The organism is Mesorhizobium sp. AR10, assembly GCF_024746795.1.
Taxonomy (GTDB): Bacteria; Pseudomonadota; Alphaproteobacteria; order Rhizobiales; family Rhizobiaceae; genus Mesorhizobium.
On the sequence record NZ_CP080523.1, the window covers coordinates 323,901 to 337,679 of the forward strand.

At 62.6% G+C, this 13,779-nt stretch carries 6 protein-coding genes and 4 pseudogenes; 4 read left to right on the forward strand and 6 right to left on the reverse strand.

Translation table 11 applies throughout. The features are described from left to right. Window positions 1-10: 10 nt before the first annotated feature. Window positions 11-4,586, reverse strand: a pseudogene (locus LHFGNBLO_RS01605) (strawberry notch-like NTP hydrolase domain-containing protein). Window positions 4,587-4,771: 185 nt separating this feature from the next. Between LHFGNBLO_RS01605 and LHFGNBLO_RS01610 the strand changes: the two are divergent. Beyond that, the gene (locus LHFGNBLO_RS01610) at window positions 4,772-5,965 is read left to right on the forward strand and encodes a DUF1173 domain-containing protein (RefSeq protein ID WP_258600450.1); all 1,194 of its coding nucleotides are present in this window, start codon (window positions 4,772-4,774) and stop codon (window positions 5,963-5,965) included. Window positions 5,966-5,999: 34 nt separating this feature from the next. Here LHFGNBLO_RS01610 and LHFGNBLO_RS01615 read toward each other — a convergent pair whose 3' ends face one another. Continuing rightward, window positions 6,000-6,683 (reverse strand): transposase, encoded by a 684-nt coding sequence (locus LHFGNBLO_RS01615; RefSeq protein WP_258600451.1) that lies wholly within the window; start codon window positions 6,681-6,683, stop codon window positions 6,000-6,002. Window positions 6,684-6,910: 227 nt separating this feature from the next. On the opposite strand from LHFGNBLO_RS01615, the gene LHFGNBLO_RS01620 reads away from it, so the two are divergent. Continuing rightward, window positions 6,911-7,369 carry a hypothetical protein gene (locus tag LHFGNBLO_RS01620; protein ID WP_258600453.1) on the forward strand — a complete coding sequence of 153 codons (459 nt, stop codon included), beginning with the start codon at window positions 6,911-6,913 and terminating at the stop codon, window positions 7,367-7,369. A 188-nt stretch (window positions 7,370-7,557) separates the two neighbouring features. Here LHFGNBLO_RS01620 and LHFGNBLO_RS01625 read toward each other — a convergent pair. The 4 genes and pseudogenes from LHFGNBLO_RS01625 to LHFGNBLO_RS01640 all read right to left on the reverse strand — a co-directional run. Next, window positions 7,558-8,216, reverse strand: a pseudogene (locus tag LHFGNBLO_RS01625) (DUF1419 domain-containing protein). Between the two features lie 73 nt (window positions 8,217-8,289). Then, window positions 8,290-8,694 carry a hypothetical protein gene (locus tag LHFGNBLO_RS01630; RefSeq protein WP_258600454.1) on the reverse strand — a complete coding sequence of 135 codons (405 nt, stop codon included), beginning with the start codon at window positions 8,692-8,694 and terminating at the stop codon, window positions 8,290-8,292. A gap of 106 nt (window positions 8,695-8,800) precedes the next feature. Beyond that, window positions 8,801-10,951 (reverse strand): ParB/RepB/Spo0J family partition protein, encoded by a 2,151-nt coding sequence (locus LHFGNBLO_RS01635; RefSeq protein WP_258600456.1) that lies wholly within the window; start codon window positions 10,949-10,951, stop codon window positions 8,801-8,803. A gap of 286 nt (window positions 10,952-11,237) precedes the next feature. Then, window positions 11,238-11,441: pseudogene (locus LHFGNBLO_RS01640) on the reverse strand (hypothetical protein); the annotation flags it as partial. Between the two features lie 82 nt (window positions 11,442-11,523). Here LHFGNBLO_RS01640 and LHFGNBLO_RS01645 point away from each other — a divergent pair. Both LHFGNBLO_RS01645 and LHFGNBLO_RS01650 read left to right on the forward strand, forming a co-directional pair. After that, window positions 11,524-12,653 (forward strand): IS3 family transposase gene (locus tag LHFGNBLO_RS01645; protein ID WP_258599977.1). Its coding sequence is split into 2 segments (ribosomal slippage): window positions 11,524-11,782 and window positions 11,782-12,653, totalling 1,131 coding nucleotides; the frame shifts between segments, so codons are not numbered across the junction. Further along, window positions 12,610-13,278 (forward strand): annotated as a pseudogene (locus LHFGNBLO_RS01650) (DUF932 domain-containing protein); the annotation flags it as partial. The gene LHFGNBLO_RS01645 and the pseudogene LHFGNBLO_RS01650, both read left to right, overlap by 44 nt. Window positions 13,279-13,779: the final 501 nt, after the last annotated feature.

The window sequence follows — 13,779 nt, forward strand, 5'->3', positions numbered from 1 at the left end:
CGCCTCCCCCTCAAGCCACCGAGGCACGGTCGGTGACGCCGACCAGCGTATGGCGGTCGAGGAGCGCGGCGAGGATTGCGGACCCGCGCGCGGACGTGGGGATGAACAGCCGCAACTTCCAGGAGATGATCTCGGAGATCAGCCCCAGCGCCTTCAGCCGGGGGACCATCGCGTCGGTAAAGCCGATCAGCTCGACACGGTAGTCGTTCATGACCCGACTGCGGCGCAGGATCAGGCCATCGGCGAGTTGCAGTCCGATCCTGCCTTCCACGAGCCCAGTCCAGGCATCTTCCGGCGCGAGCGTGGGCACATCGTCGAGCCCTAGATTGCGGAACATGGTCGTGACAAGGGTAGGCGCAATGTGACGCCCGATGATGCGTTCGCCGGCATCGGTCTGGATCCGGTAGACCTGACAATCATGGTCCGGCAAGCGCCGCCAGATCGGCAGCAGCAGACCCGTCACGATGTGAAAGGTGCTGGTGGTGAACTCCGGGATGGCGGCGACTTCTGCAAGCCACAGGTCGCAGAACAGTTTTCGGTCGGCCGGCTGCCAGTGGGTCTCGGCAAGGGCATCGAGACCGAAGCGCAGCTCGTCCGTCGGCCGCAGCAGGCGTACGCGGTGCTCTATCGTGCCGTCGTCGAGCATCAGGCTCGCCGTCGGCAGCCGGATTGCCGCACGGCTGGAACGCGTGTTCACCAACAGGACCGATTTCGGCTCCGCCCGGGCGATCGCCAACGCATCGACCAGGCCGAGCGGCCGAATACGGTCCTTGCGCGCGACGGTCAGCACATGCGACTGCGCGCCGGAGACCGGGTGCGAGTAGACGGTGCGACGATCGGTGACGACAATGCTCTCCGCCACAATCGTCTCCAGACCTTTGTCATAGGAGCCGGCAGCGATCGCGCCCTCGACCTTCGCCGCCATCAGTTGCTCGAACACTTCGAACAGCAGGTTCTGGGTCTCGATGCGCAGCGCCAGCAGGCGATTGAGCCAGGTCGTGATCGGCGGCAGTTCGTCGGCGCAGCCCACCCTCGTCGGTCGTCAGCGACAGCCCGGTCACGGTTTCGAAGGTCGTGAGCGAACAACCTTCGATCCTGCCCTGATGCAGCAGCATGTAGAATTGGCGAAGTGCGGCCCGCGCGTAGGGGCTTTCGAGATTGTCCTCGGCACGGAAGAGCCCTGCCCCGCCGGTCTGGCGCTGGCCGCGCGTGATCGCACCCAGTGTGTCGAGCCGCCTGGCGATCGTCGACAGGAAGCGTTTGCCGGCCTTCACATTGGCGGCCATGGGCCGGAACAGCGGCGGTTGCTTCTGATTTGTGCGGTGGGTCCGTCCGAGACCCTGGATGGCGTTGTCGGCGCGCCAGCCGGCTTCCAACAGGTAGTGCTTGCGTAGGCGCTGGTTCTTCACCCCCAGATCGGCGTGATAGGAGCGACCGGTGCCGCCGGCGTCCGAAAAGATCAGCACGCCCTTGTCGTCGTCCATGAAGCTCTGTGTCTCGGCGAGATTGGCCGAGCCAGCGCGGTTCTCGACGGCCAGCCGGTCGATACCATCGCGGCCGGTCTTCTTCACGATACGCCGCGCTCGGCCAGTGACCTCGGCGACGGTGTCGGTGCCGAAGTGATGGATGATCTGGTCGAGCGCGCTGCCGACCGGCGGCAGCGATGCGAGTTTTTCGATCATCTCGTCGCGCCGGCGCACCGCCTCCCGGCACTGGACGGGATTGCCATCTTCGTCATGGACAGGCCGAGAATAGAGGTTGCCTTCGGCGTCCGAATATTCCTCGAACAACTGCGTGGGGAAGGAGTGCATCAAATACCCGCCGACGTATTCGCGCGGTGTGACGTCGACATGCAGATCCGACCATTCCTCGGTCGGGATTTCGGCAAGGCGTCGTTCCATCAGCGCTTCGCCGGTCGAGACGATCTGCACGACCGCCGAATGACCGTCGGCCCGGTCCTGTTCGATCGCGCCAGTCAGCGTGGGCGTCATCATCGAGGTGATGAGATGGCTGAAGAAGCGTTGCTTGGTGCTCTCGAAGGCCGAGCGAGCCGCTGCCTTGGCGCTGCGGTTCAGCGTGCCGGACTCACTGATGATGTTGGTTGCCTCGAGTGCGGCGGTCAGGTTGTTGTGAACGACCTGGAACGCGTCGGCATAGGCGTTGTAGATGCGGATCTGTTCGTCGCTCAGCTCATGCTCGAGCAGGTCGTATTCGACCCCGTCATAAGAGAGCGAACGCGCCGCATAGAGGCCGAGCGATTTGAGATCGCGGGCGAGCACTTCCATCGCCGCGACACCGCCATCCTCGATCGCGGCGACGAATTCGGCGCGGTTGGCGAATGGAAAATCCTCGCTGCCCCAGATGCCGAGACGCTGCGCATAGGCCAGGTTCTCGACCGCGGTCGCACCGGTCGCGGAGACGTAGACGACGCGCGCGTCGGGAAGGGCGTGCTGCAGCCGCAGGCCTGCCTTGCCCTGCTGCGACGGGGCGACGTCGCCACGCTCGCTTTTGCCGCCAGCGGCATTGGCCATGGCGTGGGCCTCGTCGAAGACGATAACACCATCGAAAGACCTATTGGTCCCTGAAGGGCCTTCGGCCCTTCCCGCGAGGTTCTCTCCAGTCGGGCCTTCGGACCTTCCCGCCGACTTTTCTCTGTTCCCCGTCGGGCCTTCGTCCCTCCTCGCCTCTTGTCCCACCCAGTCGAGGATCTGGGCGATCCGGGATTTCTTGCCTTCCCGTTCCTGCGAGCGCAGCGTCGCGTAGGTTGTGAACAGGATGCCCTCGGCAAGGCGGATCGGCGTGCCCTGCCGATAGCGCGACAGCGGCTGGACGAGAAGTTTTTCCTGGCCAAGTGCTGCCCAATCGCGCTGGGCATCTTCCAGAAGCTTGTCCGACTTGGAAATCCAGATCGCACGGCGGCGGCCCTGCAGCCAGTTGTCGAGGATGATGCCGGCGACCTGTCGTCCCTTGCCGCAGCCGGTCCCGTCACCCAAAAACCAGCCACGGCGGAAGCGGACAGCGTTCGCAGCGCCTTCTGGCGCGGCCGAGACGACATCGCAGGTCTCGTCAACCGTCCACGCGCCGGTGAGATGGCCGCAATGAGCCTCCCCGGCATAGATGACGCATTCGAGCTGGGCGTCCGACAACAGGCCTTCGTCGATGATCGCATCAGGAAGAAGCGGCCGATAGGAAGGCTTCGGCGGCGCGACGGCGGCCATTGCCGCCGATTGTACCAGCGGCGTCGGATGCGGTTTTGCGCGGGGAATGTCGATCGACTGGAGCGCGTAGGGCTCGTAGATCGTGTCGGTGAGCCGGCCGCCCTCTTCCGGCATCCAGTCGCGCAGCTCATAGGCAAGGGGGACCGGCGGCGTGTTGTTTGCCTTGACCTGGCGGGCGGGTTTCGCCTGCGCAATCGGGCGGACCGATTGGATGGGCTTTGCAGCAGCCCTTGAGACAGCGAGGGGTGCGGTTCTTGCTCCTGATCGGCCACCCATGCGCATGGCGGCACTGCGCAGGATGCCGCTGGACAATGCACCGATCGAGTCCGGCAAGCCGCCCGGTGTCCGGGGCGGCAGCGCGGAGATCCAGGAGAGCAGCGTCTCGACATCCATGGCCTTGCCCGGCGAGCCGGAGAAGCTGGTTGGGTCGGTAGCAGGAACTTTGTCGATGCTGGTCAAGCGGGTCTCGGCCATCGTCCCATGGCGGGCGTAGACACGGCCGTCGATCGCTGCGGTGAAGATGACGGTGCCCTGCTGCTGCAGCCGTTCGAAGGCGGGCCGCCATTTGAGGTTTTCGGGAAACAGCCCGGTGCCGGTGATGGCGACCAGGCGCCCGCCGGCGCGCATGCGTGCGAATGCGGAAGAGAGGTGCCGCCATGCCGCATCGGCGACATGGCCGTCGACATAAGCGCCGACGCTGAAGGGTGGATTCATCAGCACGACGGACGGCTCCATGGCCGCGTCGAGATGATCGTCGATATGGGCGGCGTCGTGCCGCGAGACGGGGAACCGTGGAAACAGCAGGCCGAGGAGATCGGCCCGCGTCGCGGCAAGCTCGTTGAGGGCGATCGAGGCGCGCGTCATCTCGGCATGGACAGCGAGCAGACCGGGTCCGGCGGAGGGTTCGAGAACGAGGTCGCAAGATGCGATCGCCGCGGCGTGCGCCGTGACGAAAGCCAGCGGCAAGGGCGTGGAGAGCTGTTGCATGGCCTGGCTCTCGTCGGAGCGCCGCGTGTGGGTGGGAAGAAGTTCCGCGATGCGCGTCATCATCGCCAGCATTGCCTGGGGCGTGCTCGACCGGGACAGGATCGCCGGACCGAACCGGCGCAGAAACAGCACCTGGGCGACTTCGAGCGCCTCATAGGCGTCCTTCCAGACCCAGAACCCTTGCGCATCGCTGCCGCGAAAACTTGTCGTCATGGCGGTGCGCAGTGCGGCGGTGGTGACAGGCGCGCCCTGCTCGAGAAAAGGCAGAAGCCGCATTGCCGCCTGATAAATCGCCTGGGCGTTGTTCACGGCGTCTTGTGCCGGCGCGGCGAGGGAAGCGGCCGTCCGGGCGACGATCGATGTGGTCGAAACGATGTTCATGGAGATGTCCTTCGCGAGAGGGAGAGTGGCCCTCACGCCGGCACTCTCTCCGCGCCAGCCGGGCCGCACTTCTCCCGGCTCCCCTCTGCCTCTGGCGCTGATGCAACAAACGGGTTGCGCTCAGCGAAAACCCATGACTCAATGCGCGGACAGGGATGCGGCGGCGACCTGGAGCTGTGGAGGTGATGCGACGGTTTAGAATTGGCAGTGCGGTCTACGAGGAAGGAGCGCCTGACCTGCAGGCGGCGCTGGCGAACGCCTATGCCCGCACCGAGCGTCCGCTATGCCTCTGCCGCGAGCCGGGCTGTCCGATGTACATCGCCCGCATCGGTGACCTTCATCTGATCAAGCGCATGCCGCTGAGCGGCGGCGGGCATGATCCATCCTGTGATTCATATGAATCGCCTTACGAACTGTCCGGCCTGGGCGCCTTGATGGGCAGCGCGATACAGCTCGATCCGCAAAGCGGCATGGCGGCCCTCAAATTGGACTTCAGCCTGTCGAAGACAGGGAGCCGCGCGCCATCCGTCCCTGCGGGGCAAAGTTCCGCCAGCGTAACCGCCGATCCCAGGAGGATGTCGCTGCGTGGCCTTCTTCATTATCTCTGGCACGAGGCCGAATTGACGGTCTGGACATCCCGATGGGCCGGCAAGCGACATTGGTGGAATGTCCGCTGGCATCTGCTCGAGGCTGCCGGGCAAATGACGGTGAGGGGCGGTCCGCTCGCGGATATCCTGTTCGTGCCCGAGCCGTTTCGCGCCGAGAACAGGCAAGCGATCGAAAATCGTCGCAACGCCGTCCTTGCAACTGTGCTTCCGCCGAAATCCGGCCCCCGAAAGTTGCTCGTCCTGATCGGCGAGGTGAAGGAGATCGTGCCCGCCCGATCCGGTCAGAAACTTGTCATCAGACATTTGCCCGGCTTTCCCTTCATCATCGACGATGCATTGCATCGGCGTTTGCAGGTACGTTTCGAAAATGAACTGTCGCTGTGGGGAGCGGATTCCAGCTCACATCTCATGACGATCGCGACGTTCGGACTGAACCCGGCCGGCCTCGCCATTGTCGAGGAGATCGCGTTGATGGTGGTGTCCGAGAACTGGATCCCTTATGAGACGGTCCCGGAGAAAAGGCTCGTCGATGGGCTGGCTCGTCTTCACGAGAAGAGCGTGAAGGGATTGCGCTTTGACCTGCAACCCGACCAGCCGATCGCCAATGCGTTGCTTCAGAACAGGGACGATCCGACAGCGCTCTTTGTCGTTCCAGCCGGAGCGGACGAGACCTTTGAAGCGTCGCTCGACGAAATGATCGCCGCGCGTCCGGAGATCGGCTCCTGGGTGTGGCGGGTCGGCGAGGGCGATATACCGCCGCTACCGCTCTGAGCGTTGCGGAATTTCCAACGAGGCTCAGTATGGCTTACACAAGGCCCAGCTTCTTCTTGAGCTCGGCATTTTCCTTGCGCAGACGGTCGGCAAGCAGGTTCTTGAGGCGCTTGTTTTCTTCTTCGAGCGCGACAAGATCGCGGAGATCGCCGCTGTCTGAAGAAGGTGCGGCAGCCCTCTTCCAATAATAGTAGGTCTGCTCCGATATGCCGGCCTGGCCGACCGCAATCTTGCTGGTCGCGCCGCCAGCGATCGATTTCTCGATCTGGGCAAGCTTCTGCGAGCGTTCCTTCTCAGAATATGTCTTGCGGGCGGTCTTCGCTGCCACGAGAGCTTCTGCAGCCTGGGACGCAGGTTTCACTCCGTTCTTGCGGGCCGGTTTGGCGAGCTCTGCCTTCGCTTTCTTTGCTCGCGGAACTTTCTTCTTCGATTCAGGCACTTCCACTTTGGCTGGCGCTACTGTCGTCTGAACAGTCTGAGCGTCCTGAAAATCGGCCATGATATACTCCGCTTGTGGTGTTTCCCCTTCTTCAGCATCAAGGGGTCTTATACTGAAGTCAATGAGCTGGGAATTTGGGAGCTGAGCAGCATAGCCCGGCTGCGTCATCTCCGTGGCAATCTTGGACAGGTCGAGATCGCCCCAGATCGAATGGCTTGGCTTTTGCAGGCCGCGCTTCTGTTTCACTTCCACGATGAATGGCCGGATCTGGCGCTTCATAGTCTGTTCCTTGATGTGAGCATGACTTGCAAGCCAAGTCGCAGTTCGTGTTAGCGAGTACCCGACGTATCTTATCGCTCTCGCCGTGCTTTATCGGATAAGCCCCGCAACGAGCAAGCGGTGTGTCATGGGCGTTGGGCAGCCGGCTCAATCAACGGGGGCAAACATGCCTACCGAGAGAGAGCTGCCTCATACACGCGATGCTCAGGCGTCTAGCCCGGAGTGCGATGACTGTGCACAATCCGGCTGGAGCGATTGCAATCCTCATTTTCTTGGGAACTAATCTTCTCATGGCGGCGGATGAGCTGGACGCGCTTGTTTTCGGGATGGCGGTCGACAGCGTTCGTGCGCTTTCTGTTCCTTTCACGGAAAAAGTCGCAGAAGTCGCCCACAGAAGCCACGGCGTCCTGCTTTTCAATTTGCGCATCGATGGCGACATGGAACTTCAGCGCGTCGCCGCCATCCGGTATCCAAGTAATCAGACAGGGGTTCTGGTGCTGGATAAGCAGGGCTTGTTGACCAGCCATTGCATGGTCAATGGCACTTTCTCCAGCTTTATCGCTCCGTTGGAGGACTGGAACACGCTGCCGCTCGCAACGCAGGCCAGGACGAGTATCGCCGGCCCGGCCAGGCTGTTCATCGGCGCTTTACGCAATGCCGGATACCTCCCGCGTGGCAGGCACTGACCCCAAGTTTTGCTGAGGGCCCGGATGCTTGTATCCTCGGGGCAGTTGGCCATACCGTCTCGCATGTCTCAACAGCTTGAGGTGGGCCGTACGCGGGTGCATCCATTGAGCGAAAGTCGGTCAGCGTGATGGAGACGCTTCGCCGCCGAAGCGCGGTTCTTATAGATGCCCATCGTCGTCTTCCTTGGTCAGCTCCGACGCAATCGGACTTTGGACAGGAACTCGTCGATCTCGAGATCCGACAGATCATCGAGCAGCTTGAAGGCAGCATCATGCCTTCCGGCGTTAACTAGAATCGTGCGTTTGCCTTGATGTTCGGCCCACCCGGTCTCGGGGTCTGCGTTGCGGGCGGTCCCCCTGAGCTCGACAGGGATTATGTTCCAGATCGCCTCGAGCTTTTCCGCGCGGGTCATGCTGTCGCTCGCGCCGGTCTCGTGGGCGATGATGGCGGCGCGCATCTTGTCTGGCGACTGCCGATCCGTGAGATCGCAGAAGCCATGAAACCAGCGCTCGCGGCCCCAGATCCGGATCGCGAAGAATACGCTGGTGACGTTGCCGGCCTTATACTCAGACATGCCGAACATGCCGGTGCGCATGAAGAGCGGCGGCAGCAAATCGAGCATGAAGTGATATTCTGACGCGGTGATCTCGAACCACTCGCCTGAATAGGGGTGCCGGAAAGCGGATCGATGCAGGGCGTGTCTTTGTGTCGGCTGAACAGTTGGAACATCTGCTCGCGGGTGGCGACGCCGTCGAGCACCTTCCTGAACGGTGGATACGCGGTCATGGGGTTCTCCTGAACGCAGGTCGGCCAAGCGCGACATGAACCGCGTCGTCGCAACTGCATGGTGGTGTTGTGGCTGTCGACGGGCCGAGCCTGCGGCCGGCGCGTGCACCGGCGATGATGGGGTTTGCAGGGTTCAGGCGGCGCGGCGTTCGGAGGAACGCGAAGCGTCTCGACCAACCCCGGTGATGGCACGGACGGCGGCGGCGAGCGCTGGGATGTCGTCGAGCATGCCGAGCGCAACGAAGTGGTTGGCCCCGCCAGTATAGTCCTTGCGGCCCTTGCAGGTGCGGATCAGGATGCCGTGACCTGAGGACAAACCGAACTGGCCGACCTGGATGTAGGCGCGGTCATGGTGCAGGGTAATTTCACCGCAAACGGCGATGCCGGCCTTGTTTGAGCGCAGGTCAAAGCTGCCCGATGGCAAGTTTAATTCAGCGGCAAGTTTCTTCAGGCGTGAACGGGCTGTGGTGTGGAAACGTCTCTTCTGCTGCTCGTCGTAGGAGCAGCTTCTGTACCAGTCGAACATGTCGATCTCCATGAAACGCAAGCGCCCGGGGTCGCGATGGCGATCCCGGGCTCGAGAGTGAGTTGGAACTGAAATGGGTCCGGCGGGAGTGCCGGGCCCGGTGCGAGCGTGATGCCGGTTATTCGGCGGCCTGGAGGTGGTCCGTTTCGTCGCCGTCGATGGTCACCGGCTCATCGGAGGACGGATCCGCATCGTCGGCGAGGAAGGCCGGAAGCTCGGCGGCATCGCCGTCGAGAGCCGCCTCGTCCGACATGTCGCCGGCGACCGCGTCGCCAGCATCGGCAGACACTTCATCGACCTCAACGCGCAGCGGCTCTGGCAGCCAGTTCGAGCCTTCGAGAAGACGGGCAGCTTCACGGGCCATGATGTCCTTCTTCATGTGGTCGATCAGCTGCGCGGAGTCTGCGCCACGCGCTTCACGGACAGCCTGTAAAATCCGCGCCTTGGTGAGCCTCCCGAGGAACTCGACCGTGGGCGCCCAGCCGGCGTCGACCATGTCGAACTGGAGCGAGCGGCCAAGCACGTCTGCATGCTCGAGCGCCTTCGCTCGCCTGTTCCAGGGTTCGACCACCGCATTAAGGGTCAGCGAGACGCAGTGCGCGAACAGCGCCTTGCGACTTGCTTCATCGAGGCCGAGAAGGAAGTCCCACAGGCCTTCCGCCTCATCGGGCAAATCGCGGTCCCAGGCTTCGTGCCGCTCGGCGATCTCCTTGGCCCAGGATGTCTCGGCAAGACCGTCGACCTGGCTGAAGCTGCCGCTCTTCATGCTGATCTCCAGGCACGTGTTCGGCGCGAAGCGATAGAAGACCTGCAGGACGAAGGCATGGAGTGCGGCGATGATGGCGATATCGACGTCGCCGGCGAGCGCGTTGCGTAGCGCCAGCGTGCGCTGCGCGGTCAGGTCGAAGACGAGCCGATCAGGCAGTGGCTTGATGCCATCGTCCTCGCCGTCGTCGCCAGAGGCGTCGTTCACCGGGCGGCCGTTGACGACAACACGATCGCCGTCGTCGTCGCCATTGGATTGGGTTCCGCCGTCGGCGCTCCCTTCCTCGCCCTCATCGACGTCGCCGGTTTCGGTCCGCGGCTCGTCCTCGGACCGCACGAAACCGGCGTCGACCTGGAGCTTGCCGTTCGCGGCAAGCGTAACGAACACACCGGCAATGGCCTTCTGGGCGGGATCGTAGCTTTGAGGACGATCATCGATCGCATCGAGCTCGGCACCCAGCTGGTCGAGCTTCGCCTCGATTGCTTCGTCGGCATCCTCGGCCTGGGCATAGTCCACATCCAGCTTGTCGTATTCGGCCTTCAGCGCGTCGTAGCGTTCGATCTCCTCGGCGCTGAGCTCCTGCGCCTCGGCGTAGATGCGCCGCATCCCGGAGGTGTGGCCATAGGGAAAGCTGATCGCCGCATCCACCCATTTCCAGCCTTCGGCGCGGATCGCCTCGGCATCCACCTTCAGCCTGTAGAAGACAAGCTGCTCGAGAAGTGCGGCATCCTGGAACCAGCCGCCGGAATCCTGCTCGAAGAGATCGCGAAGGATGACCCCGCCGGCAGCCTCATAAGCTTCGGCGCCGACATAGACGGCACGGCGATCATCGGCGCGAACGGTGGTCTCCGTCAGCAGACGCCTGATGTAATACGGTTCCTGCGTGTGCGAGCTGGAGATCCGCTCCCAGACCTGCTCCTGGCGCGCATGATCGTCGGAGATCGAAAACGCCATGATCTGTTCGAGCCGGATTTCGTCCTTCTCGTAGAGCTCGAGAAGCGTTGACGATACCGATGCCAGCCGCAGACGCTGTCTTACGGTCGCCGGGGATACGAAGAAGCGGGCGCCAATCTCGTCGGGATCGAGGCCCTGATCGCTGAGCGTCTTGAAGGCCCGAAACTGGTCGAGCGGGTGCAGGTCGGCGCGCCGCAGGTTTTCGGCAAGCGAATCCTCTTCGGCCGAGGTCTCCTGCCCGCGGTTGACGATGCAGGGGATCGGCTCGTTCTTGGCTAGTCGCTTTTGCTTGATGAGGATGCCGAGCGCGAGATAACGCCGGCCGCCGGCGGGCACCTCGAACGTGCTGGTCTCCTCGCCCTCGCCGTCGAGCACGGGACGGATGTTCAGGCTCTGGATCAGCTTTCGCCGTCCGATGTCTTCGGCCAGCTGCTCGATCGACACGCCGTCCTTGATGCGTCGGACATTCTTTTGCGACAGCATTAGCTTGTCATAGGGAATATTCTCCGCGGCGTTCATCGCGATCTTCTGAATGGCGTTCTTTGCCATGGTCAGGTTCTCCATGACGGGCGGCCCGGGGCCTCTCCCCGAACCTCCAAGCCCGTCAGAACCCTCCCCTCCCCCCTCTGCCTCCAGGCCTCACGCCGACCCGGCTCCGGGTCGCGGATCTCGACGCGACCAAGCCGCCGGAGGGGCCTCCAGCATGTTGGAGTCGCCGGGTTCTCCCACGAAAAAGCGCCGTCCACTTGCTTCGGAGGACGGCGCTGGGATTGATCGAGGCGGCGAACCCGACGTGAGGCCGGCAACCAGGGTTTTCGCTACCGGCCTCGCAGGATCAGGCGGCGAAATCGAGAAGCTTCTTGGCTTTGCCCTCCATGTCCAGGCGGACATCCTGATGCGGCTTGTCCCGCGCGACCCGCGTGATGCCCTGCACGAAATCAAAGATCGATTCCGGTGGTCGGCCTTCCTCCATGAGAACAGTATCGATGATCTTCGTGGTCTCGGACTTGGAGAAGCCGCGCTTGCGCAGGAAGTTAGAGGTGGCTCGGCAAAATTGGACAGGGTGATAAGTGGAATTTCTGCCTGAGATCGGCATGAGTGCCGGAACAGGAGAATCACGAATGAGCAGACGACCACGCCGGAACCACAGCCCGGCTTTCAAGGCGAAAGTTGCGCTTGCGGCGATCAAGGGAGAAAAGACGCTGGCCGAGCTGGCGCAGCAATATGATGTGCATGCGAACCAGATCACGGATTGGAGAAAGCAGCTTCTGGACGGGGCCTCGAACGTGTTTGGCGCGGCGGAGAAATCGGAGCCGACGGTGGACATAAAGGCCCTCCATGCCAAGATCGGAGAGCTGACGCTGGCCAATGATTTTTTAGGCTCGGCGCTCGGCAAGGCCGGCTGGTCGGGGAGCGCAAGACGATGATCGACCGGGAACATGAACTGCCGATTGCCAAGCAGGCGGCCGAACTGGGGATCAGCCGCGGCAGCGTCTACTCCCTACCCAAGCCGACATCGGCGGCAGACCTGAAGCTGATGCGGCGCATCGACGAATTGCACCTGGATTACCCGTTCGCGGGCAGCCGCATGTTGCAGAAGCTTTTGAAGCGCGAAGGCTATGAGACGGGTCGCCTGCATGTGCGCACCTTGATGAAGCGCATGGGTATCGAGGCGCTCTACCGCAAGCCGCGCACTTCGAAGCCGGGCGACGGGCACAAGATCTATCCGTATTTGCTGGGCAAGCTGGCGGTGACGCGGCCCAACCAGGTCTGGGCGACGGACCTGACCTATATCCCGATGGCCCGCGGCTTCTGCTACCTGGTTGCTGTCGTCGACTGGTTCACGCGCAAGGTACTGAGCTGGCGGCTGTCGATCACCATGGATGCGGCGTTTTGCATTGAAGCCCTCGAGGAGGCGCTGGCGACATACGGCAAGCCCGAGATCTTCAACTCCGATCAGGGCAGCCAGTTCACCAGCCATGACTTCACCAAGGTCCTGCTCGACCGGGAGATCAGGATCAGCATGGATGGCAAGGGCGCCTGGCGCGACAACGTCTTCGTCGAGCGTCTCTGGCGGTCGGTGAAATATGAGGAGGTCTATCTCAAGGCCTATAACAGCGTTCGCGAAGGGCGGGCGTCGATCGGAAAATATCTCGATTTCTACAATCGGCGACGTCCGCATTCCAGCCTTGACGGCAGAGCGCCAGATGAGGCCTACTTCACCCCGCTACCGCTTCCCGAGGCGGCCTAACCAGAGGCAGTGTTCCACTTATAAATCGGGAATTCCTGTCCAAACAAACCGAGCCACCTCTCTGCCCGATGCGCCTGCCCCAGTTGCCCCCACGCACTGGAGTTTTGGCCAACTCGCCAGCCTGGTGGGCGCGCCGGCCACCTATCTGCGCCAGCTTCCAGCCCCGCTCGCCGCGATCAACCTTCAGCACGGTCTCCTCAGCCACCGCGCCGAGCAGGTAAAGACGCTGGAAATCGAGAATGGACGCCTCGAGCTGCGAGCCGTAACAGGCCCAGATTACGGCAGAATATTTGACTCAGAACTGGTCGACGCCGTGCAGAAGATCGCCGGCAACGGTACCGGCGACACCCGTTGGAAGGTGCCAGGAGTGCTCGACTGGTCGACGGGAATTTACAATCCGCACGTCGACATCTCCCGCGACACCACGACGCTCTACGCGTCAGATCGCGATGTCTTTGTGTTCCTCGTCGACGATCTGAACCCGATCGAGGCCGGGCGGCTGCCGAATGGGGAACCGGATCTGTATTTCCGCGGCTTTTATTGCTGGAATTCCGAAGTCGGAGCCCGCACCCTCGGCATCGCCAGCTTCTATCTACGCGCAGTGTGCCAGAATCGTAATTTATGGGTGCGCCGTGTCGGCGCGATCAATTGAGTGAAGGAGACTTCTCAGGAAACCAAGAACTGCCTGATGCCCACCCGACTTACCTTGGCCAGAAACGGCTGCGACCGGGAAACCGGCAGGGGACAATAGCATGCCGGGAAAAGGCGTCATCCGGGCCGAAACCATTGTAGGCCATCGGGACGTCAGGGCAAGACGTGTATGGTGAATGCTGGATTGCGTGAAGCCCAGATCAGGGACTTTATGCCGGGTCGTGACGCAGCAATGGTTGACGCGTCATGCCGTGCGAAGGGCGGGTACCCCATAAGACCTACCTAAACTTGGTCGCACGGCCCACCCCTCGTCGAGGGGCTAATGATCGAACGGGCCACCTAACCACGTCGTCTCTCACTGATCGCGTAAACACGGGATCGCCTAAGCGGGCATCTCTCCGATGTCCCGTAGGGCGACGGAGCCGCCATATTAGCCGAACGCCCGGGGTAATGCCCGGGACAGCCATCCAAGGAT

Bases quoted from the DNA above. Each gene is read 5' to 3' on its own strand.
- LHFGNBLO_RS01630 (WP_258600454.1), bottom strand. From the start codon at position 8,694: ATGGAGATCGACATGTTCGACTGGTACAGAAGCTGCTCCTACGACGAG.
- LHFGNBLO_RS01615 (WP_258600451.1), bottom strand. From the start codon at position 6,683: ATGAAGCGCCAGATCCGGCCATTCATCGTGGAAGTGAAACAGAAGCGC.
- LHFGNBLO_RS01610 (WP_258600450.1), top strand. From the start codon at position 4,772: ATGCGACGGTTTAGAATTGGCAGTGCGGTCTACGAGGAAGGAGCGCCT.
- LHFGNBLO_RS01620 (WP_258600453.1), top strand. From the start codon at position 6,911: ATGACTGTGCACAATCCGGCTGGAGCGATTGCAATCCTCATTTTCTTG.
- LHFGNBLO_RS01635 (WP_258600456.1), bottom strand. From the start codon at position 10,951: ATGGCAAAGAACGCCATTCAGAAGATCGCGATGAACGCCGCGGAGAAT.